The organism is Methylomonas sp. MS20, assembly GCF_050275925.1.
GTDB classification, from domain to species: Bacteria; Pseudomonadota; Gammaproteobacteria; order Methylococcales; family Methylomonadaceae; genus Methylomonas; species Methylomonas koyamae_A.
In genome coordinates this window covers 2,039,526-2,060,838 of sequence record NZ_CP189962.1, presented here as the reverse complement: position 1 = coordinate 2,060,838, position 21,313 = coordinate 2,039,526, and the positions used below count along the sequence as shown (strand labels likewise).

At 56.2% G+C, this 21,313-nt stretch carries 22 protein-coding genes; 11 read left to right on the top strand and 11 right to left on the bottom strand.

Features of this window, described 5'->3' with window-relative positions; genetic code table 11:
- Positions 1 to 24: 24 nt before the first annotated feature.
- The gene (locus tag ACQE3D_RS08925; RefSeq protein ID WP_427551660.1) at positions 25 to 1,263 is read left to right on the top strand and encodes a glycosyltransferase family 4 protein; all 1,239 of its coding nucleotides are present in this window, start codon (positions 25 to 27) and stop codon (positions 1,261 to 1,263) included.
- 289 nt (positions 1,264 to 1,552) lie between these two features.
- The gene (locus tag ACQE3D_RS08920) at positions 1,553 to 1,954 is read left to right on the top strand and encodes a tetratricopeptide repeat protein (protein WP_168031420.1); all 402 of its coding nucleotides are present in this window, start codon (positions 1,553 to 1,555) and stop codon (positions 1,952 to 1,954) included.
- Between the two features lie 75 nt (positions 1,955 to 2,029).
- On the opposite strand, the gene galU is transcribed toward ACQE3D_RS08920, so the two are convergent.
- Positions 2,030 to 2,911, bottom strand: a complete 882-nt coding sequence (gene galU, locus ACQE3D_RS08915) for a UTP--glucose-1-phosphate uridylyltransferase GalU (protein ID WP_071159625.1) — start codon at positions 2,909 to 2,911, stop codon at positions 2,030 to 2,032.
- Positions 2,912 to 3,046: 135 nt separating this feature from the next.
- Between galU and ACQE3D_RS08910 the strand changes: the two genes are divergently transcribed.
- Positions 3,047 to 4,372, top strand: a complete 1,326-nt coding sequence (locus ACQE3D_RS08910) for a TolC family outer membrane protein (RefSeq protein WP_064028521.1) — start codon at positions 3,047 to 3,049, stop codon at positions 4,370 to 4,372.
- A 113-nt stretch (positions 4,373 to 4,485) separates the two neighbouring features.
- Here the strand turns inward: ACQE3D_RS08910 and ACQE3D_RS08905 are convergent, their stop codons facing one another.
- Together ACQE3D_RS08905 and ACQE3D_RS08900 are read right to left on the bottom strand one after the other, a co-directional pair.
- Entirely contained in the window at positions 4,486 to 4,614 is a 129-nt protein-coding gene (locus ACQE3D_RS08905; RefSeq protein ID WP_269454756.1) for an MFS transporter small subunit, read from the bottom strand.
- A gap of 19 nt (positions 4,615 to 4,633) precedes the next feature.
- Positions 4,634 to 6,019 carry an L-lactate MFS transporter gene (locus ACQE3D_RS08900; protein ID WP_071159627.1) on the bottom strand — a complete coding sequence of 462 codons (1,386 nt, stop codon included), beginning with the start codon at positions 6,017 to 6,019 and terminating at the stop codon, positions 4,634 to 4,636.
- Positions 6,020 to 6,274: 255 nt separating this feature from the next.
- Between ACQE3D_RS08900 and ACQE3D_RS08895 the strand changes: the two genes are divergently transcribed.
- Positions 6,275 to 6,847, top strand: coding sequence for a hypothetical protein (locus ACQE3D_RS08895; protein ID WP_139306301.1), 573 nt, complete (start codon positions 6,275 to 6,277; stop codon positions 6,845 to 6,847).
- Between the two features lie 44 nt (positions 6,848 to 6,891).
- Here ACQE3D_RS08895 and ACQE3D_RS08890 read toward each other — a convergent pair whose 3' ends face one another.
- The 8 genes from ACQE3D_RS08890 to cysT form a co-directional block, all read right to left on the bottom strand.
- Entirely contained in the window at positions 6,892 to 7,287 is a 396-nt protein-coding gene (locus ACQE3D_RS08890) for a CBS domain-containing protein (protein ID WP_071159629.1), read from the bottom strand.
- Between the two features lie 197 nt (positions 7,288 to 7,484).
- Positions 7,485 to 8,141, bottom strand: a complete 657-nt coding sequence (locus ACQE3D_RS08885) for a thiopurine S-methyltransferase (protein WP_071159630.1) — start codon at positions 8,139 to 8,141, stop codon at positions 7,485 to 7,487.
- Positions 8,142 to 8,178: 37 nt separating this feature from the next.
- A complete protein-coding gene (locus ACQE3D_RS08880) occupies positions 8,179 to 8,601 on the bottom strand; it encodes a DUF6691 family protein (RefSeq protein ID WP_071159632.1) in 423 nt (140 codons plus the stop codon).
- Positions 8,598 to 9,023, bottom strand: coding sequence for a YeeE/YedE family protein (locus ACQE3D_RS08875; RefSeq protein WP_064031354.1), 426 nt, complete (start codon positions 9,021 to 9,023; stop codon positions 8,598 to 8,600). Before ACQE3D_RS08875 ends, ACQE3D_RS08880 begins: the two co-directional genes overlap by 4 nt.
- 166 nt (positions 9,024 to 9,189) lie before the next feature.
- Positions 9,190 to 10,095 carry a LysR substrate-binding domain-containing protein gene (locus ACQE3D_RS08870; RefSeq protein ID WP_071159635.1) on the bottom strand — a complete coding sequence of 302 codons (906 nt, stop codon included), beginning with the start codon at positions 10,093 to 10,095 and terminating at the stop codon, positions 9,190 to 9,192.
- Between the two features lie 52 nt (positions 10,096 to 10,147).
- Entirely contained in the window at positions 10,148 to 11,191 is a 1,044-nt protein-coding gene (locus tag ACQE3D_RS08865; RefSeq protein ID WP_427551657.1) for a sulfate/molybdate ABC transporter ATP-binding protein, read from the bottom strand.
- A 58-nt stretch (positions 11,192 to 11,249) separates the two neighbouring features.
- Complete coding sequence (gene cysW / locus ACQE3D_RS08860) at positions 11,250 to 12,113, bottom strand: sulfate ABC transporter permease subunit CysW (RefSeq protein ID WP_071159637.1); 864 nt, start codon at positions 12,111 to 12,113, stop codon at positions 11,250 to 11,252.
- 9 nt (positions 12,114 to 12,122) lie between these two features.
- Positions 12,123 to 12,950: a sulfate ABC transporter permease subunit CysT gene (gene cysT / locus ACQE3D_RS08855; protein WP_071159638.1), complete on the bottom strand. Its 828-nt coding sequence runs from the start codon at positions 12,948 to 12,950 to the stop codon at positions 12,123 to 12,125.
- 401 nt (positions 12,951 to 13,351) lie between these two features.
- Here cysT and ACQE3D_RS08850 point away from each other — a divergent pair, with 401 nt between their 5' ends.
- The 7 genes from ACQE3D_RS08850 (at position 13,352) to ACQE3D_RS08820 (ending at position 21,312) form a co-directional block, all read left to right on the top strand.
- Positions 13,352 to 13,882, top strand: a complete 531-nt coding sequence (locus tag ACQE3D_RS08850) for a hypothetical protein (RefSeq protein WP_427551654.1) — start codon at positions 13,352 to 13,354, stop codon at positions 13,880 to 13,882.
- A gap of 53 nt (positions 13,883 to 13,935) precedes the next feature.
- Positions 13,936 to 14,616, top strand: coding sequence for a laminin B domain-containing protein (locus tag ACQE3D_RS08845; protein WP_427551652.1), 681 nt, complete (start codon positions 13,936 to 13,938; stop codon positions 14,614 to 14,616).
- A 223-nt stretch (positions 14,617 to 14,839) separates the two neighbouring features.
- Positions 14,840 to 16,327, top strand: a complete 1,488-nt coding sequence (gene nhaD, locus ACQE3D_RS08840) for a sodium:proton antiporter NhaD (RefSeq protein ID WP_427551651.1) — start codon at positions 14,840 to 14,842, stop codon at positions 16,325 to 16,327.
- 51 nt (positions 16,328 to 16,378) lie between these two features.
- Positions 16,379 to 17,878 (top strand): DUF4118 domain-containing protein, encoded by a 1,500-nt coding sequence (locus tag ACQE3D_RS08835; RefSeq protein ID WP_427551649.1) that lies wholly within the window; start codon positions 16,379 to 16,381, stop codon positions 17,876 to 17,878.
- A complete protein-coding gene (locus ACQE3D_RS08830) occupies positions 17,875 to 18,582 on the top strand; it encodes a response regulator (protein ID WP_064031345.1) in 708 nt (235 codons plus the stop codon). The genes ACQE3D_RS08835 and ACQE3D_RS08830 overlap by 4 nt, the downstream gene beginning before the upstream one ends.
- 193 nt (positions 18,583 to 18,775) lie before the next feature.
- Positions 18,776 to 20,653 (top strand): potassium transporter Kup, encoded by a 1,878-nt coding sequence (locus ACQE3D_RS08825; RefSeq protein WP_071159649.1) that lies wholly within the window; start codon positions 18,776 to 18,778, stop codon positions 20,651 to 20,653.
- 179 nt (positions 20,654 to 20,832) lie between these two features.
- Complete coding sequence (locus tag ACQE3D_RS08820) at positions 20,833 to 21,312, top strand: cupin domain-containing protein (RefSeq protein WP_064031343.1); 480 nt, start codon at positions 20,833 to 20,835, stop codon at positions 21,310 to 21,312.
- Position 21,313 lies beyond the last annotated feature (1 nt).

Sequence of the window (21,313 nt, the reverse complement as noted above, 5' to 3'; positions counted from 1 at the left end):
TTAACCCATCGCGCCCCTATTCCAATGTCCGCACCAGTTCCTAAACGCATCGTCTTTGTCGAAAACGGTATCGGCTACGGTGGGGCCATCATTTGCCTCCGCCATTTGCTTAGAAACCTCGACACAACTGAATTCTCGGCGATGGTAGTCACGGGTAGAGACGGGCCGTCATATCGGGAAATAGCCGACGAAACCCTATGGCGACATATTCCGGACCGCCGGTTCGACATCGTCGGTTGGCGGCAAAGAATCTCCGATATCGAAGCGATCCAAAACCATCCGGTATTGCGAGTGTTATGCAACCAACTACTCGCGAGAGCCGACGACATAGCCAATTTTTTGCCGTTCTTTCTGGCTTTGCTTTGGCAAGCCTGGCGTTTCAAGGCCGATTTGATACACGCCAATAACGAACCGCTCTGCAACCGCGCCGCGTTACTGGTGGCCAAAGTGTTAAACATTCCGGCGGTTTGCCACGTGCGCGGCGATCAGCAAGGCTCAAGATCGATGCGTTGGGCATATTCGCTGCCGGACCATTTTGTGTCGGTATCGCTTTGGGTAGCCGCTAGTATGCGCGATAAACTTAAGATACCGGCCGAAAAAATCAGCGTGATATACGACGGCATTGCGCTGGATCAGCTGGATACGCATGCCGATGGTGCTATCTTCCGCCATCAATACGGCATTCAAAGCGACCAATTTGTCGTGGGCTTGATCGGCTTGCTGATACCATGGAAAGGACAACACCTGTTTTTGGATGCGGCAAAACGCTTGCAAAGTCGAATCCCAAATTTGAAAATGCTCATCGTCGGCGGCACGCCGGACGACTGTAAAGGTTACGAGGCTGATCTGGTGAGCAGAGTCGCGGACGAAGGCTTGAACGCGACAGTGTCGTTTACCGGCCATATCAATAAAATGGAAACGGTTTATAACGGTTTGGACGTCATCGTCTCGGCGTCCACTAGTCCAGAACCCCTAGGCACCGTGGTTATAGAAGCTTTGGCGATGGGGCGACCATTGATCGGTCCGGCGCATGGCGGCGCCGCTGAAATGATAGAGCACGAAAAAACCGGCTTGTTGTTTAGGCCCGGCGATGCCGAGAGTTTGGCCGAGCAGATTTATCGAGTTTACTCAGACCGCCAACTGGGCATCCGTTTAGGCGAGCAAGCTCGTACATCCGCATTGCAGCGATTTTCGATACGCAGCCATGTTGCTCAGGTCGAAACGGTTTATCGTCGCTTGTTGGCACCCAGGAAGCAACGCTGAGCTCCAAGATAATCAGGTTGGCGATTTGTATTCCTCTAAACAATCAATTTCAAAAAATGCTCCAAAAACTGTCTAATGGGGTATTACAACAATGTGAGGTCAATCGATCATGCTGTTAAGAAGCTTATTGTTGATAATTGCGCTATTCGGAATCTGCCCGCAAGCGCAAAGCGCTTGGCCAACGACAGATTACGACTTCGCCAGATTACCCAGGTTTTGCTGGGTGAGACTAAAAGGAAAAGACACCGCAGAGTACCAACTCTGGGCGAAGCGTATAGGCCCGGACATAATGCACATACATCACTATTGTGAAGGCTTGTTTTCGGCAATGTTGGCACGCGTAGAGCGCGACCCTATGGAGAAGAGGCAACTTTATAAGAACTCTATCGGTGGCTTTATGTACGTCGAAGAGCACTCATCTAAAAACTTTGCTTGGCGCCCGAGGATTCATTACGAGAAAGGACAAGTTTACGAAGAGAGTGGTCAGATCAAAGAAGCGATCCAAGAGTACCAAAGTGCAATCAAGCTGAACCCGAAACTTGCCCTAGCCTATGCGGCCCTCAGTGACTTGGCGGCAAGATCGGGACGGACTGACGAGGCGGTCGAAATATTACGGAATGGGTTAGAACAAAAACCGGATTCCAAAATGCTGTTGCGGCGTATGAGCAAGTTGAAAAAAAATAATAAATAGGGTTGCGTGGTTTTTGCGCCAAATTAATTATCACTGGTCGGCACCAAGGCGGCGCCGACCATTGTTAAGTCAAGACTAGATCTTTGAGACGCGGTCGCGCAAATACTCGGAAAATTCGCGATTGATTTCCTTATGCAGCAAACCGTATTCGACATTCGCCAATAGAAAACCGAACTTAGACCCGCAGTCGTAACGATTTCCTTCGAACTCGTAAGACAATACTTGCTCGTCCTTCATTAGCGATGCAATGGCGTCGGTCAATTGGATTTCGCCACCGGCTCCGCGACCGGTATTTTCAATTTTGTCGAAGATGGCTGGCGTCAAAATATACCGCCCGACGACCGCGATATTCGACGGCGCCACTTCAGGTTTCGGTTTCTCGACGATGGAACTCAAACGACCAACGCGCGGCGCGGTTTCGCTATGCTCGACGATGCCGTATTTATGAGTTTCCTTCGGATCGACCCGCTCGACACCGAGTACGCTGCTCTGCTCGTGCTCGAACAACTCGACCATCTGTTTCATACAACCCCGCTCACCGTCTTCGATCAGATCGTCCGGCAAGATCACCGCGAACGGTTCGTTGCCGACCACCGGTTTGGCGCAATGCACCGCGTGTCCAAGACCTAAAGCCTCGGCTTGACGAACGAAAACGCAAGATACATGCGACGGCAGCAATCCGCGCAACATGTTCAGCAATTCGGTTTTACCGCTCTTTTCCAATTCTTTTTCCAATTCGTAGGATTTATCGAAATGGTTGGCGATGGATTCCTTATTGCGACCGATCACAAACACCATCGTATCGATACCGGCTGCAATCGCTTCTTCGACGCCGTATTGAATCAACGGTTTATCGACGATAGGCAGCATTTCCTTGGCAACCGCCTTAGTCGCGGGCAACGAACGAGTTCCCAATCCGGCGACCGGAAAGACGGCTTTGCTGATTTTTTGGCTCATATAGACTCTGATGAATTAAAGAATTGTTTTTGACGTTTCTATATTGTTTGCCTAACCTTATGGCAAACTTAAACATTTAGTGTTCTTTTAAGCGATAATACCCGAGTATTTTTACCCTTTCCGCGAGATATGGCAATGATAAAACCGTTGAGTACCCTATTGATGGCTTTCGTGGCGACAAATTCGGCCTACGGGCAGGATTTGCTCGAAACCTATCGCTTGGCGCTACAAAACGACCCGGAATTCAGAAGTTCGGATATCAACAAGCTAACGACAGCGGAACTAAAGTCTCAAAGTATCGCCCAAATGCTGCCGAATGTCTCGTTCACCGCCGGCAGTAATCGCACGCGCCTGGAAATCGAAAGCTTTTTACCGAATACGCCGCTACAGCACTATCTGGACAGCAGACTGACTTTCAATTTGCGCCAACCCGTGTTCCACTGGGACCACTGGATACAACTCGACCAAGCCGATAACCGTATCGCCCAGGCGGAGGCACAATTTCAGGCCAAACAGCAAGCTCTGATGCGCCGCACGGCGGAAGCCTATTTCAACATACTAGCCGCCCAAGACAATCTCGAATATAGCACTGCCGAGAAAAAAGCCATTGAAAAACAACTGGAGCAAGCCAAACAGCGTTTCGAGGTTGGCATCATCGCCATCACCGACGTTTATGAAGCTCAAGCCGGTTACGACAGGGCGTCGGCCAGCGAGATCGAGGCGCAAAATCAGCTGGACAACACCAAGGAAGCATTACGCGAAATCATCGGCGAAAACGCCGCCGATTTGACAACGCTCGCCCCGCAATTACCGCTCAGCCCCCCGACACCGGAAGATATGGCTAGTTGGGCCAATGCCGCCGAGAACAGCAACTTTTCTATCGTCGCCCAGATAAACCAAGCCGAATACATTCGGAAAAACGTCGATCTGCAGCAATCCAAACATTTACCGACAATAGACATTGTCGCTCAGTACTCCGAACAGGATAGCAGCGGCAGTCTATACGGCACCTTGGGTAACACCGAAAGCTTCGGCCTGCAACTCAACCTCCCCCTATTCGAAGGCGGCGGCACGGTTTCTCGCACCCGCCAAGCCGCGCACGAATACGAATCCGCGAAAGAGGACCTGGTCAAAGTCAAACGCAGCGTCAACCGCAACGTCAAGGATGCTTTTCGCGGCGTGGTCTCCAGCATCAGCCGGGTCAAAGCACTGGAAGCCACCAGTAAATCCGCGGAAGTCGCCGTGGAAGCCGCCGAAGCCGGTTTCGAAGTCGGCACCCGGACAATGGTCGACGTACTGACCGAGCAACGCAATCTTTACAAGGCCAAAAGCGACTTCGCCCGTAGCCGTTACGATTATTTGATCAACGGCATTCGCCTAAAGGAAGCCGCCGGCAGCTTAGCCGAACAGGACCTCGAGCAGATCAATCAATACCTAGGCGGCCAAATCGGCAAAAATTAGCCGATCACGGAGTCGATCGCCCGACATGAAAACGCAATCGTTTGAGCCAACCAACCTCACGCACAGGCGAACCCCCATTGATCGCCGCTAATCCAGGCAATAGCTTGCGGGCTCTAAGCGAACAAAGCCAGCGCTTTTTGTAAGGTTGACCACACTCCCCAACTCAATGGAATCAACACATACAGCCAAAATACGATTGCGATCAATAGGCGGGATATACCGCGTTGTTTGTTCTCTATCATGACGCCTGCTCCAGGTTGCTCAATGATCGTCGGCCGGATACACCCCATCCAGCTCGTCAAATTCGTCGTGTTTCATATGATGTTTTTCATGGACCGGGCGTATAGCCAGATTGGCGATAAAACCCAACACCAAGATTCCCGCCATGATGTACATCGTCACGTTATAAGCATCGCCTTTGGCCACTCCTTGGCCGATTTGATACTCGCGCAGATAATTTACCAACACCGGCCCTAATACACCGGCGGTGGACCAAGCGGTCAACAACCGGCCATGTATGCCGCCGACGTACATTGTGCCGAAAATATCGGCCAGATACGCGGGGATGGTCGCGAACCCGCCGCCATACATGCTCATGATCAGGGCATAGAGCACCACGAACAGCGGCAGATTACCGGCGCCGCCCGATGTCGGTACCGTCCCGTACAGCAAGGCGCCGATGGCAAAGAACACGAAATAGGTCTGCTTGCGCCCGAGGTAATCGGATGCCGACGACCAAAAAAACCGTCCGACCATGTTAAACAAGCTGAGCAAACCAACGAAGCCGGCCGCCGCCGCCGCATCCACCCGGCCCTTGAACATCTCTTGTATCATCACCGACGCTTGCCCGAGCACGCCGATGCCGGCGGTCACGTTCAGACACAGCACCAGCCACAACAAATAGAACTGCGGTGTTTTCAGCGCTTGGTCGATATGTACGTGTTTGTCGGTAATCATTTTGTGGCGTACCGTCGGTGGTGTCCATCCCGGCGGCCGCCAATCCGGCGGCGGAATTCGGATCGCCAACGCGCCGATAGTCATCGACAGAAAATACAAACTCCCCATGGTCATGAACGTCTCGGCCACGCCCACCGAAGTCGCCGACTTGAAATGCGTCATCAACCAAACCGCCAACGGCGCGCCTATCATGGCCCCGCCACCGAAACCCATGATTGCCATGCCGGTCGCCATGCCACGCCGATCCGGAAACCATTTGATCAGGGTCGACACCGGTGAAACGTAACCCAAGCCCAGACCGATCCCCCCCAGCACACCGTAGCCAAGATACAGCAAGCCAATTTCGTGCAATTGGACACCCAAGGCCGCAACCCAGAAACCGCCACCGAAACAGCACGCGGCGACGAACATGGTTAAACGCGGCCCGACTTTCTCCAACCATTTGCCACCCACCGCCGCAGACAACCCTAAGAACACAATCGCCAAGCTGAAAATCCAACCTAGCGTCGTCAGCTTCCAGTCTTCCGGTGTCGCGGCGCCGATACCGACCGCACGGCTCAAAGGCTCGTTAAACACGCTGAACGCGTAGGCCTGGCCAATACACAAATGTACCGAAAGCGCGGCGGGCGGCACCAGCCAACGGTTGAATCCCGGTTGGGCAACGATGGTTTGTTTCGCAAAAAAACTCATGAACACTCCGATAAATCCGACGGCCTACCTCATTGGCCGCAACACCTGAGTTGCCCGCCAAAAAGCTCGAGGCGATGATACAAAAGGTAATTCGCTCGTGCCGCCACCGTCAAAGGGTTTATTCTATCAGCGTTAAATCGTCGGTTGGCGCAATCGGCCGGTCTTTGCTAACTAACCCATGACCCGTTGAATAATCAACTGGAATTGTTCAACCGATCAACGAATATTTTGAGTTTCCGCCACGCGCACAAATGCGTGGATCATAAATTTTTTCAGGTCGGGCTAGAAAACGCCGGGCCACCGGACGAGTTCATTACGATGATAGGCTTTATTTTTTGCTGCGTTGGCCTGGCCTTCTTGGTGCAGAACGGCAATCCTTACTTGGCTTTATTGGAAACTCCGGTCGCGTTGGCGATCGGCCTAACCTTGATGGGCACCGCACTGCTGGCCGGCTACTTGAAAAAATTGCCGACCATTGTGTGGCACGACGGCTTCGCGAGTGCCGGCTTATTGGTTTGGTACGCCTATTGGAAGCCGCAATTCAATGACGACGCGCCGATGTTTTTCTTCTTTCCAGTGTATTTCGCGACCCTGACCACCCTCGTAACGCTATCGTTGATTAACCGTGCCGAACGCTTTGATTTGGACTCGATCGAACATTTGCGTTACCTGGAAAAAATCACCCGCTTCAATTTCGGATCGGTGATCGGCTTTGTCATCGTCGGTTTGTTGGTTACCCGCCATTACGCGCTGTACCCGATGTCCATGACGTTTTACATCGTCCGTCACACGATGGTCGTCTGCCTGGAAAGCGTGGAAAAGGCTTAGCCCCCGACGACCGAAGTGTTCGGCGGCCGGAAGCTTGAATCGGGTTAACGAATCGTCAGCAAGGCTCTAAGGACATCCACCCGGCTAATCATACCGACCAACGAGTCGTTCTCGAACACCGGAAAACTGCGCATCGGCGAATCCTGAAATTTGGTGGCGATGTCCACCAAGCTGTCGCTGGCCTTAACCGTGACCGGGCTTAGATTCATGAATTCCTCGACGCGGCCTTCCATGCTCTGGTTATAGGCCGAACCTACCGCGACGCGCATCCCGTCGCGTTCGGAAAATATTCCCAACAATTTGCCGTGTTCATCGACGACCGGCATGCTGGTAATCTTATGGTCCAGCAATTTTTTGATGGCTATGGAGGTTTCGGTGTGTGCGGAAACGGTGATAACGTTAGCCGACATGTAATCGGCAGCGGCAATTTTGGCTAACATGGCGCACCTCGCTGTAAGAATTATTATGAGCCGCGGGCCTGAAGCCAGCGACAGTCTTAGTATAGTGCGCCCTGCTCCAGAGCGGTAAAATCAGTTATTCCGGAAACTAAACTCGGCCGGGTCCGCTGGCAATCCCCGAACCGGTCTCGCAGCAAGCCAGCCCAAAGACTCCGGCTGAACTGGCTCCTTATTCCGGCTCAACGCACGGTCAGCGCATAAATCGATTCCTGGATTCGGCTGACGCCTCGCTCGCGAAATCGAGGTTCATCGTCCAATATGTCCGCCACGGCCTTTTCAGCCACATCGCACCAACTCCCGTATAGCGTAGCGACTTCCCCAGCCGGCACCGCGAAAGGCGGCCCGGCCATTTCAGCCTGATCGTAGTCGAAGGTCACCAGCAGCGTCCTGCAGCCCGCGGGCAGGAGTTCGCGCATTTTTGCGGCATACGCTGATCGCATCGCTGGCGGCAGGGCGACTAAGGCGGCTCTGTCGTAAACGCCGGCTACATTGGCGAGTTCGGCGGCGGTCAGCGCGAAAAAATCGCCGCAATAGATGGTCAATCCGTCGGCCGCGAACACGGCTAGCTCGCCCTGCCGGCTAACTGAAACCGATAAATCGTTTTCGGCAAAAAACGCCTCCACCGCGACTCGGCTCAATTCCACCGCCACGACCCGGTAGCCTCGTCGGCGCAGCCATAACAAATCCAAACTCTTTCCGCACAATGGAACAAACACCGTACTGGCTTCGGGCACTTGCAAATCGTCCCAATAGGCCGCCAAGCCAGGGTGGTAATCGGGATTGTGAAAACCGATTTGATTTTGCGCCCAACGTTCCAACCAAAATTCCGCCTGCATGAAAGCTCCTGTATATCGACCGAACCAGCAACGACGGCTAGGATCGGTTTAAGCGTTTGAACAACCAAAATCCGGCGAACATCGCCGAGACGAAAGCATAGTTTCCGGCGTCCCCACCGGTCAATCCGACCAGGGCCGGTCCTGGACAAAACCCGGACAATCCCCAACCGATACCGAAAATGGCTGAGCCGATCAATAATTTGCGATCTATTTGATTCGACTCCCGAGTCCCGACCGATAGTTCCAACTCGTGATCGGCAACGCTGTTATCGCGATGCATCCAGTAGCGCGCGCCCCCCAAGGTCGCCAAAGCGCCGATCATGACCAACGCCAAGCTCGGATCCCAAGCGCCCGCGACGTCCAGAAACGCCAACACTTTGGCCGGATTGGTCATTTGCGCGACGATCAAGCCAAAACCGAACAACAAACCGTATCCAAATAAGTACACCCTATCTTTCATAACGATTGTCCTGCCGCGAGGATATGTCTAACCACGTAAACGGTCGCGCCCGCGCAAAGCATGAAAGTGGCGGTCGCCGCCAGCGAACGCGGTGCCAAGCGGGCGATACCGCATACCCCGTGGCCGCTGGTGCAGCCGCTGCCCAGACGGGTACCGTAACCGACCAACAAGCCGGCCACCGCCAGCCACGCCGGAGAATGATCGAGCGTCATCGCAATCTCGCCGCCGCCCAAGCGATACAGCGGCGCGCTGATCAACAAACCGCCCAGAAACCAAGCGCGCCAGCCGGCATCGCGTTGCCATAATCCAGCGGCAATTCCGGAAATTCCGGCGGTATGTTTGTGGGTGTATAGCAGCAACGCCGCCGACAGCCCGATCAGCGCGCCGCCGGCTAGTGAAGATAAAATCGTCGAAAGGTTCATGTATTAAATCCGGAAAAAACCCGTGTATTAAATCAGAAACACGTGGGCCCCGCGACTTCGCGCAACCCCTCCTTTGTTCGCCGAGGTTGGCGACAAGGTATCGTTGCCCGTCAAACCGCGTCGTGCGCCAGGTAGTTAACCGAAATTGCACTCAACTTTAACCCAATCAGCCCGGAAATCGCCCGGCTGGCCGGCCCTCCAGCAATTCGCTGATGAAGTAGCGTAGATAGGCCGGCAGATAGAGCTGCTTCAGATAAGCGAGTTTAGTGACCGAACGCGGAATCAAGTGAGCCAGATTCAGCGCCACCAGATCGCTGTCTTCCTCGGGCTGATAGGAAATATCGGCGATGATGCCGACACCCAAACCGAGCCGAACATAGGTTTTAATCACATCGGAGTCGGCGGCCGCCAACGTAATGTCCAGCGGCTTGCCGGCGGTTTTGAAAGCCTTTTCGATATTGGAACGGCCGGTAAAACCGTGGGTATAGGTCAATATCGGAAACGCCGCCAGACGTCCCAAGCTGATATCCCCCTGCGCCAGCGGATGATGCCGCGGCACCACCGCAATATGCTGCCAGTCGTAACAAGGCTGCACCACCAGTTTTTCGTCTTCCACCAGTTTTTCGGTGCAAATGACGATGTCGGCCTTGTGCTGGAACAACTGCTCAATCAGTTGCTCGGGCGCCGATTGCACCATGTAAATCGTGATGCCGGGATATTTGCCGCGAAAACGCTGCACCGGCCCCGGCAGCAGATATTTAGCCTGGGTGTGGGTGGTGGCGATATGTAACGCGCCGTTGCGATTATCGCGAAAGTCGTCGGCCATCACCTGAATGTTTTTCTTGGCCTGGGTGATGCGTTCCACCTGCTCCATGATACGTTCGCCGAACGGCGTCAGCCGCAACAGCTTTTTGCCCTGGCGTTCGTAGATCGGCGAGCCCAATTCCTCTTCCAGCAATTGCAATTGCCGGCTGGCGGCCGACTGCACCACGTGCAGCTTTTCGGCGGCCTTGGATTGGTTGAAATTGGTTTCCCGCAACGCCCGCAGCAATTCCAGTTGATTCAAATTCATAGAGTTCCCTACCTTGCCAAATCGCCACAAACGGCTGAGTTCGGCTACCGCGTTAATTGAACCAATGTGCCTGCCGTATTTGCAGATCGACCCGATCGCCCTTGTTCAACTGAAGTTGCGTGAACAGCTCGTTAGGCATCTCGGCAAACAATCTGGCCCCGGAACCGTTGTCTTGCGGATTCAGCAATTCCACCCGTATCGTCGAGCCCAGGTGCTGCCAATCCTTGAGCATGATTTGCGACGACGAGTCCGCCTCGGCCTTGGCGACGTCGATATGCTGCGGGCGAATATGGGCGATCAAGCCATCCGGCTCGTCCAATGTGATTCCCGCCCGCGCCAACCAGTGTTGATCTTGCGCGGATAAATGGATCACGTTGGTCTGGCCGATGAAGCGCGACACGAAGGCATTGGCCGGGTGATCGTAAATCTCCGCCGGCGCGCCGCTTTGCTCGATCCGGCCCTGGTTCAACACCACGACCCGGCTGGCGACTTCCATCGCTTCTTCCTGATCGTGAGTCACGAAAATACTGGTGACGTGCAGTTCCTGGTGCAGATTGCGCAGCCATTGCCGCAAATCCTTACGGACGCTGGCATCCAGCGCGCCGAAGGGTTCGTCCAGCAACAGCACGTTGGGCTCGACCGCCAAGGCTCTGGCTAACGCGATCCGTTGGCGCTGACCGCCGGATAATTGATCCGGAAAGCGCTCGCCCAGCCAATCCAGTTGTACCAGCTCCAGCAGCGCGTGGACCTTCTTGGCGATGTCGGTTTCGCTGGGACGTTGCTTGCGCGGCTTGACCCGCAAACCGAACGCCACGTTGTCGAACACCGTCATGTGCCGGAACAAGGCATAGTGTTGAAACACGAAGCCGATGCCGCGCCGGCTAACATGTTGGTCGGTTTTGTCCTCGCCGCTCAACAAGACTCGACCGCTGTCGGGCGACTCCAGGCCGGCAATAATCCGCAGCAAAGTGGTCTTGCCGCAGCCGGAAGGCCCTAACAGCGCAACCAACTCGCCTTCCGGAATCTCCAGGTCGATGTTGTGCAGCGCGTGAAATGCGCCGAAGGTTTTACTAATGTCGGCTAATAGAATGCTCATGTTGGAACTCCAATCAATAAGGTGCTCGGGAACTGGCTTAAGCTTGGCCGAGAGTGCTTTAGGCTCGGGCTTGCTTCCATTCCAGGAAACTCTTCAATACCAGCGTGATAATCGCCAGGCCGGCCAGGATTGACGCGCTGGCGAAGGCGCCAACCGCGTCGTAATCGTTGTAGCTGACCTCGACGTGCAACGGCAGCGTGTTGGTCACGCCGCGAATATGGCCGGACACCACCGATACCGCGCCGAATTCGCCCATCGCCCTGGCATTGCACAGCAATACGCCGTATAACAAGGCCCATTTGATATTGGGCAGGGTCACTTTGAAGAACGTTTGCCAGCCGGTCGCGCCCAACGACAACGCGGCCTCCTCTTCCTCGCTGCCCATTTCCTGCATCAGCGGAATCAATTCGCGAGCCACAAACGGAAAGGTAATAAATATCGTCGCCAGCGCGATGCCGGGTACCGCGAAAATGATTTTGATCTGTTGTGCCGACAACCAATCGCCCAACCAACCTTGCGCGCCGAATAGCAATACGAAGATCAGACCGGAAATCACCGGCGATACCGAAAACGGCAGATCGATCAGCGTGGTCAGCAAGCTTTTACCGGGAAACTCGAAACGGGTGATGGTCCAGGCGGCGGCGACGCCGAATATTGTGTTCAGCGGCACCGTGATTGCCGCGACCAGCAAGGTCAATTTCAACGCCGCGACCGCATCCGGTTGACCCAAGGCTTGCCAATACGCGTCCCAGCCTTTCGCGAACGCCTGCAGCAGCACCAGAATCAACGGGGCGCACAGAAACAACGCGATGAATCCGACCGCAACCGCGACCAAGCTCCAACGCAGCCAACTTGGATCTTGCAAGGCTTTCCGCTCGGCTTGACCGGCACCGTCGCCGACGACATGTACAGTGGCATGCATGGTTAACTCCTAAATCTGCCCGGAGCGCCGCCGCACCCAGAGCTGCAATAAATTCACTAAAAGCAATAATAAGAACGACACCACCAGCATCGTCAGCGCGATCGCGGTCGCCGCGCCGTATTGAAATTGTTCGAGTTTGGTGACGATCAGCAGCGGCACGATTTCCGAGACGTAAGGCAGATTGCCGGCAATGAAAATCACCGAGCCGTACTCGCCGATGCCGCGCGCGAACGCCAGCGACACGCCGGTTAGCAGCGCCGGAAACATGTTCGGAAATATCACCTTGCCGAACACCTGCAGGCGCGAAGCCCCCAAGCTAGCCGCCGCTTCTTCCATATTGGTATCGAATTCCTGCAACACCGGCTCGACGGTACGAACCACGAACGGAATGCCGATAAAGATCAACGCCACCACGATACCCAGCGGCTTGTAAGCGACCTGCAGCCCCAGATTGGCGTTCAACCACTTGCCCAACCAGCCGCTGGGTTGATAAATCGTCGCCAGCACCACCCCGGCCACTGCGGTCGGCAACGCAAACGGCAGATCGATCAACGCATCCAGCAAGCGCTTACCCGGAAACGGATAGCGCACCAACACCCATGCGATCACGCCGCCAAAACCGCCGGCCACCAAGGCCGCCAGCAGCGCGGTGCCGAAGCTGACTTGAAACGAAGCCAACACGCGTTTATGCGTGATGATGTCCAGGTATTCCTGCCATCCCAATTGCAAACTCTTGAATACCAAGGTACTCAGCGGAATCAAAACCACCAGCGCCAAATAAAACAGCGTGTAGGCCAGCGCCGGCCTAAAGCCCGGTATGATCTTGCTTTGCGTCATCGCGCCTCTCCGCTCCGTTATTGCGTAAAACGATATAGTCGGAGCCAATGGTAAAGAATTGCGAATAACAGATGAAATGATATAAATAGAAAACTAAATCTGTATTTTAGATACTCACTCATCGCGAGACCTGGTTGGATAGCCGAATTTCTCGAACTCCAAGTCGAGTTCGAATTGCAAAACGGCTTGTACCCTCTGAGTGTCGTTGTTGCCAGCGATCAAGTACCCGTCAAGCGATGAGCATCAAAAGCCATTCGGTATTGCGGACTGCCATCCCCGATGCAAACCAATCTAGTCGGTTCCGGTAAAATTCCACTTGCGCGTCGGCTATGGTCGAATCAGAATCCCGGCTAGGCAAACCGTCCCCGGCACCCTCCGAACGGGGCTTTTCAGGAGCACCAATGGCAAACTATCCCGACTTGACGAAATTCCTGGCCGCGGCAAGCGGTGGACCAGGGGTCTTCGACGATAAAGTGATTCCGTACTTGATCAAGGTCTGGCTGGACGATTACGGTCGAATCGGCATCGCATTCGACGTCGTCGAAACCGAAGTCGACGGCTTTAACTATTTGTTCGATATCGCCGCCGAGCGCCTATTGGCGGCCTTCGGCGTCAGCCGGGGCCGCCACGGCGAGCCCAGGGATCGCTCGCGGATGGCCGGCCACCCGCTCAGCGCCGGTCCGCTCTATCATCGCGGCCACGCAATTCCGCACACCTTGGGCGGTCCCACCGACATCAATCTGGTCCCGCAGTTGGGGGCAATCAACGTCGGCCCGTTTCGCGAATTGGAGAAACGCGCGGTCGCCACACCCGGCTCGCTATACTTTACTTACTGGATTTATCGAACGCCGCGCGACCAAAAGCCGATCGCGGTCGACCAAGGCCTGCTGATACTGGGTAGACCGCCGGAGATACATCACTACCGCAACTAAGCCTGCGCTGTTGCCGGTTAACGTTTTTTATCCACCCCGAAAAGGAGCATGCCATGACTCGATCCATACTGGTATCAATGATTGCCGCCGCGTTTTACGGCGCGGCGGCTCACGCGACCGTCGTCAGCAATTTCGAAACCGATAGCGAAGGCTGGGAAGTCGTCAGCTTTACCGACTTCAGTCGAAACGACTACACCGAGAAAGGCCGTTACGCCGTCAACCACATCCTGGGAGGCGGCCATCCCGGCAATTACATTGCCGCGACCGATCCCGACAACGGCGATTTTACGTTTTCGGCGCCGGCGGCATTTTTGGGCAACCAGGCCGCCGTCCGGACGCTGTCTTACGACTTGACTTATCGGGACGGTTCCGTCAATTGGCAAACCACCGACCTGATGCTGGTCGGCGGAGGCCAACGCCTGCTATGGCGCCGCGATCCCGCGATTGTCCCGAACAGCGGCTGGACGCGGGTTAGCGTCAATTTCGCACCGTCCTCCGAATGGCGAGTAGCGACTACCGACGGCGCATTCGCCACGATCGGCGACTTCAGCACCGTGTTGTCCAATTTGAGCGGCTTGTACATCCACGCCGAATACACCGACGGGATCGTCGAAACCGCCGGCCTCGATAACGTGCGCCTGGGCGCCGTTCCGTTGCCGGGAGCGGCGACCTTATTCGGCTTCGGCCTGTTGGGGCTAAACATCCTCTCATCTCGCCGCCGCGCGGCCGCTTGAGACAACAGGGCAGACGCCATTTCCGGCCGCGACTTACAACATCGAGCGCGGCCGGTTTCGGCTCCCAATTCGGATAACCACTGTCGGAATCGACGTTCGCCGCATCGTTAGCCGAACCACCGCCTTTACGCCATTTTTACGCCCCTGCCGCTAGAATCCTCGCATCCACGCCGCGCCGCCCGCGCCGGCGCCCCACACACTTGCGAGAGGCCGCGAAAACAGCATGTCACAATGTCGGATTCAACTCCCCCCAATCCGATTGGCGCTTGGAGGAACCGGACTAGCGACGTCCCTGCCGTTGGCCTTGCTGTTTTGGCCAGTTCCTGGTCATGCCGAGTCGGTGACGGCGCCGATACCGATCAATTTGACCGGGCATTGGGCCGGCTACGCCAGCTTGGTATTGATGCTCGCCGCCTACATCGCCGCGATGTTCGAAGAAACCACCCAATTGCGCAAATCCAAGCCGATGTTGCTGGCAGCGACACTCATTTGGTTTCTGATCGTGCTGGCCTACCGGCAACTCGGCCAAGCACCGGTCGCGGTTGCCGCCTTCAAGAGCAATTTGCAAAGCTACATCGAACTGCTGCTGTTCATCATGGTATCGATGACCTACCTGAACGCGATGGAGGATATGGGGCTATTCAAGGCGCTGAAAATTTGGCTGGTTGACAAGCAACTTAGCTACCGGCAGTTGTTCTGGATCACCGGCGGGATGGTGTTCTTGGTGTCTTGCGTCGTCAACGGTCTGACCGCCGGCTTACTGATGGGCGCGGTGGTCGTCGCGGTCGGCAAGGACAACCCGCGCTTCGTCAGCCTAGCCTGTCTGAATGTGGTGATCGCAACCAATGCCGGCGGCTCTTTCAGTCCGTTGGGCGGAATTTCGACGCTATTCGTCTGGCAGCACGGCATGCTGGGTTTCACCGAATTCTTCAAACTGTTCCTGCCTTGTCTGGTCAACTTCTTAGTGCCGGCGCTGGCGATGCACTTCGCGGTACCCGCCGCCAAGCCGGCCGTGGCATCCGAGTTATTGATGATGCCGCGCGGCGCCAAACGGATTCTGTTTTTATTCGGCGTGACGATCGCATTGGCGGTGGGTTTCGATATGAGTCTGAAATTGCCGGCCGCGGCGGGCATGATGGCCGGACTGTCGCTGCTGCAATTCTTTTACTTCTACCTGCAAAAGTCGGACAACCCCGCCAAACCTATCCCATCGGATTTCTCGCTGTTCTTCGGCGGCGGCGATCTGCAACAATCCGCATTCGAAGCCCGCCGTCTGGATATATTCGACAAAGTCGGCCGCCTGGAATGGGATACCCTGTTGTTTTTTTACGGTGCGATGATGGGCATCGGCGGCTTGGGATTTATCGGCTACTTGGATGCCGTGTCGCAGGTACTGTATGGGCAATTCAGCCCGACGCTGGCCAATGTCATGATCGGACTTTGCTCGGCCTTCGTCGATAACGGCACCTTGATGTTCGCGGTACTGACGATGCATCCGGATATCCCGCAAGGCCAATGGTTGCTGCTGACCTTGACGCTGGGCGTCGGCGGCAGTTTGTTGGCGATAGGCTCGGCGCCGGGCATCGGCTTGTTGGGCCAAGCCAAAGGCCAATACACCTTCGCCAGTCACATGAAATGGTGTCCGGTGATTTTACTGGCTTACTTCGCCAGCATCGGCGTACATTTCTGGATCAACGCCGCTACCTTTTAGGGCCGAACTCCGTAGGCTTAAACCCAACCCGGCAGGTACCGCAAGCTATCGATGAATCGCAACCCGCTCGCCGCCCCACATCAATCCCGCCAACGCCTGACCGGCTACGCTTGGGGCCTGGCCGCGCCGTTGCTATGTACCGCGTTGGCCTGGCCGCTACGCCATCTGCTCGGCGAGGCCAGCATTCTAATGACCTATTTGCTGGGCGTGTTTCTGGTCGCCAGTCGCTATGGGCGCAACGCCTCTTTGCTCGCATCGCTGATCAGCGCGCCAATGTTTGCATTTTATTTCGCCCGGCCGATTTTTTCGTTCGCGATTTCCGATCTGGAAAACGCGGTCGGCTTGGCGGTCATGGTCGTGGTCGCCAACCTCACCAGTAAATTGCAGAATCAAGCCCGAAAGCAGACCGAACTGGCCCGGCAACGGGAAGCCCGCAGCGACGCCTTGTATCGACTCAGCCGGGATTTGGCCGGCGTCGAGAACGGCGAACGGGTGACCGAACTCGCCGAGCGCCATATCCTCCAAGTCTTCGGCACGGTTTGCAGGCTGGTGGCGGCCGCCGATCTGGACCAACTCCCACCTCGCCTCGCGGACGAACTCGACCCGGCGGCCGCGACGCTGGCCTTTCGGGACAATCGGACGGTCACCACCGCCGCGGCCCGCTATTTTCCGTTATGCGGCTCGCAATCGCGGCAAGGCGTCCTAATACTGAAGCGGGCCGATTCGGATAGTCGCGAAGCGGACACCTTTCTTGAGACGTTTTGCAATCTGATCGCGCTGAATCTGGAACGCCTGCAATTCGCCGGCCAAGCGCGGGAAGCCCGCTTGCAAGCCGAAGCCGAAGGCCTGCGCAATGCCTTGCTCAGTTCGATCTCTCACGACTTGCGTACCCCGTTGACGCGCATTGTCGGCGCGGTCGGCGCGCTGATCGACCATCGCGACCGTCTGAGCGTCGCCGACCGCGACGACTGCCAGAAAACCATACTCGACGAAGCCCGGCGCATGTCGGATTTGACCGGCAAGTTGTTGGACATGGCCCGGCTGAATTGCGGCGAATGGGTCCTGCACCGGGAATGGAATGCGATCGAGGAACTGGTCGGCAGTGCGCTGCATCGGCTCGACAGCGGTTTGCAAGGGCGTCCGGTACGCACCCGGATTCCCGACGACTTGCCGCTGATGCGAATCGACGCCGTACTGATGGAGCAAGTGTTAGTCAACCTGATCGAAAATGCGATCAAACACACGCCGCCCGGTACGCCGGTCGATTTATCCGCCGAACGCGCCGAAGGCGGCATCCGCTTGTGTGTCGCGGACTATGGCCCCGGCATTCCCGGCGGCCTGGAGAACAAGATTTTCGAGAAATTTTTCCGGGGCGCCCACGAAACCCAGCACACTGGAGTCGGTCTTGGACTGGCCCTGTGCCGCACCATCGTCGAGGCCCACGGCGGGCGGATTCGGGCCGAAAATCAGCCAGGTAAGGGCGCGGTGTTCGTCATCGATTTGCCGCAACCCGAACAAGCACTCCCGACCGCGCTCGAGGAACTAGTATGAACGAGTCGGCCCCACGCATTCTGTTGATTGAAGACGACGCCCAAACTCGTAGATTTCTGAAGACCAGTCTGCAAAATCGCGGCTGGCGCATCGCCGAGGCCGATTGTGGCAAGACCGGGCTGACGTTGGCCGGCCAAGCCGATCTGGTGATACTCGATCTGGGACTGCCGGATATGGACGGCATCGCCGTAACCCGCCGCTTGCGCCAACTGTCGGACCAGCCCATCCTGATCCTGTCGGCTCGTAGCCAGGAACACAATAAAATCGCCGCGTTGGACGCCGGCGCCGATGATTATTTGACCAAACCGTTCGGTAGCGGCGAATTGCATGCCCGCCTGCAAGCCTTGCTGCGAAGGATCGCGCGCGGCTCGGCGACTCAAGAGCTTTTCGAGACGGGGGAACTGCAAGTGGATATGGCGCGGCGCCGGGTCTGTATGCGCGGCAGCGAGGTTAGGGTGACGCCGATAGAATTCCGCTTGCTAAGCTTGTTGATCCGCCACGCCGATCTGGTGGTCACCCATCGCCAATTGTTGCAGGAAGTCTGGGGCGGCGAGCATGTCCATGACCAGCATTATTTGAGAATCTACATGGGGCAATTACGCCGTAAACTGGAAGTCAATCCGGCCCGACCGCGCTATTTACTGACCGAAGTCGGCGTCGGCTATCGCCTGGTTTGCGAAGAAGCGGCCGGCGAACAGGAGTAGGCTCGATGGAATCCGACCGCGTAGACAAGCTGTGTCGCCGACGATTCGACAGGACGGAATTGGAGCCAGCTAGTAGCCCAGTCTGCGATTTTTTACGTCATTTTTATGCGCGATTCATTATAGTGGCCGGCGTTTTGCCTTTAGCAGGCGCACCCCAATTTCCGCCCGCCCCAGCCTTTTGCCCGGATACTTCATGTCAGCAAACCCCAACCCGTCGCAACTGAAAACCTTGACACTCAGCGCCATCGGCGTGGTTTTCGGCGATATCGGCACCAGCCCGCTGTACGCGGTCAAGGAAGTGTTCCATGCCGGTCTATCGACCGATACCGCGCATGTGCATGGCGCGCTGTCATTGATCTTTTGGTCGCTGGCGCTAGTGGTCACCACCAAATACGCGATTTTCATCATGCGCGCAGACAACGACGGCGAAGGCGGCATCATGGCCCTGCTGGCACTGGCGCTGAAGACCGCTAAACAGGATCCGCGCAAGGCCGGCTTCATCATCACCACCGGCTTGATCGGCGCGGTGTTGTTTTACGGCGACAGCATCATTACCCCGGCGATTTCGGTGCTCAGCGCGGTCGAGGGCCTGCAGATCGTCGCGCCCAAACTGGAGCATTACGTACTGCCGATTACCCTAGCGGTGCTGACGGCGCTGTTTTTGGTGCAAGCCAAGGGTACCGAACACGTCGGCCGGCTATTCGCTCCGGTCATGTGCGTCTGGTTTGTCAGCTTGGCCGCCTTGGGTATCGTCAACATCGCCAGCCATCCGCAAATCCTCGGTGCGATTAATCCCTACCACGGCGTAGCGCTGCTCAGCGAGCTTGGTTGGCGGGGTTTCGTCGTAATGGGATCGGTCGTGCTGGTCATCACCGGCGCCGAAGCCTTGTATGCCGATATGGGGCATTTCGGCTTAAAACCGATTCGGTTCGCCTGGTTTGGTTTCGTCTTTCCGGCATTGTTACTGAACTACTTCGGACAAGGCGCGCTACTACTGGAAAATCCCGCCGCCGTGGAAAATCCGTTTTATCTGATGGCACCGAATTGGGCGCTGTACCCGCTGCTGTTGCTATCGACGCTGGCGACTGTCATCGCTTCGCAGGCCGTGATTTCCGGCGCGTTTTCGCTGACCCGCCAAGCGATACAACTGGGCTACACGCCGCGAATGCGGATTTTGCACACCTCCGGCGACGAGATGGGTCAAATCTATATCCCGGCGGTCAACTGGTTGCTGATGGCGGCGGTATTCGTGCTGGTACTGGAATTTCGCTCCTCCTCGGCGCTGGCCTCGGCCTACGGCCTGGCGGTGACCGGCACGATGATTACCACGACGATACTGGCCTTCATCGTCATCAAAGAGTTGTGGCGTTGGAACGAAGCCACCAGCATCGGTTTCCTGTCGCTGTTTTTAAGTTTCGACGTGTTGTTCTTTCTAGCCAACAGCATCAAGATTCCGGAAGGCGGCTGGTTGCCGCTGACAGTCGGCGCGGCGCTGTTCGTCATCATCGTCACCTGGATCCAAGGCCGACAGTTACTGGCCCGGCACATGGACGAAAAACGGGTGATGTTCGAGGAATTGGAAAACCGACTGCAAACCCGCAAACTGAAAACCGTACCCGGCACCGCGATCTATCTGGCAAAAACCCTGCACGGCGTACCGCTGGTCCTGCTGCACAATCTGGAACACAACCACATCTTGCACGAGCAAATGATCGTTCTGACCATCGTCACCAAGGACGTTCCTTACGTAGACGAGGCTCAACGCATCAAAATCCGACTATTCGGGGAAAACAACAGTTTCTACCGGGTCAAAATGTATTTCGGTTTCCAAGAGGAACAAGATGTGCGCCGGGCCTTGCAACTCTGCGCCCGCGAGGGTTTGATCATTGATCAGAAACATGCGTCGTTCTTCATCGCCAGCGAAAAACTCTCGTTCCGCCGCCGCTGTCCGATGCCCAAATGGCAACGCCCGCTGTTCCGCTTTTTATTCCATAACGCCTCCAGCGCGATCGAATATTTCAAGATTCCGGTCGATCGCGTCATCGAACTGGGGATACGAATCGAGTTGTAAACTCGCGGCGACAACGGCGGCCGCGGGCGAGGCGATCGGACCATTTTTTCGGCGACTCGTCGCATGACGAGCGAAATTCTGAAAGACGCCGCCGCCAAGTTCTTATTCGGTTCGCCGCCGTGGGTTTCGAATTTCCGGCCATACTTTCGCGAACCATTTAATTCTAGGACCTTACAACCATGACCGGCCAAAAACCTATCGCCATCTTCGCCGAGGACGTGCCGCCTCGAGTCCGTCGCTCGCTCTATCCGGAACCCTTCGCATCGCTAATGGCCGGCCGGGAAAAACGGCCCTTGGGCGATGCGTTCGGCCTGGTCAATTTCGGCGTCAATCTGACCCGTTTGGCGCCCGGCGCCCGCTCGGCCTTGCGGCATTCCCACGCCGAACAGGACGAATTCGTTTACATCTTGTCGGGCGAAGCAAGCTTGGTCACCGATCAAGGCGAGACCCGGCTATGCGCCGGCATGTGTGCCGGCTTCCCGGCCGGCGACGGCGACGCCCATCATTTACTCAACCGCACCGATGCCGACGTGGTTTACCTGGAAATCGGCGACCGCGCCCCCGGAGATACGGTTATATATCCCGACGACGACCTGCAGGCGCGGTTGGACGCAGCCGGCCAATGGCAGTTTTTACACAAGGACGGCCGCCCGTATTGAG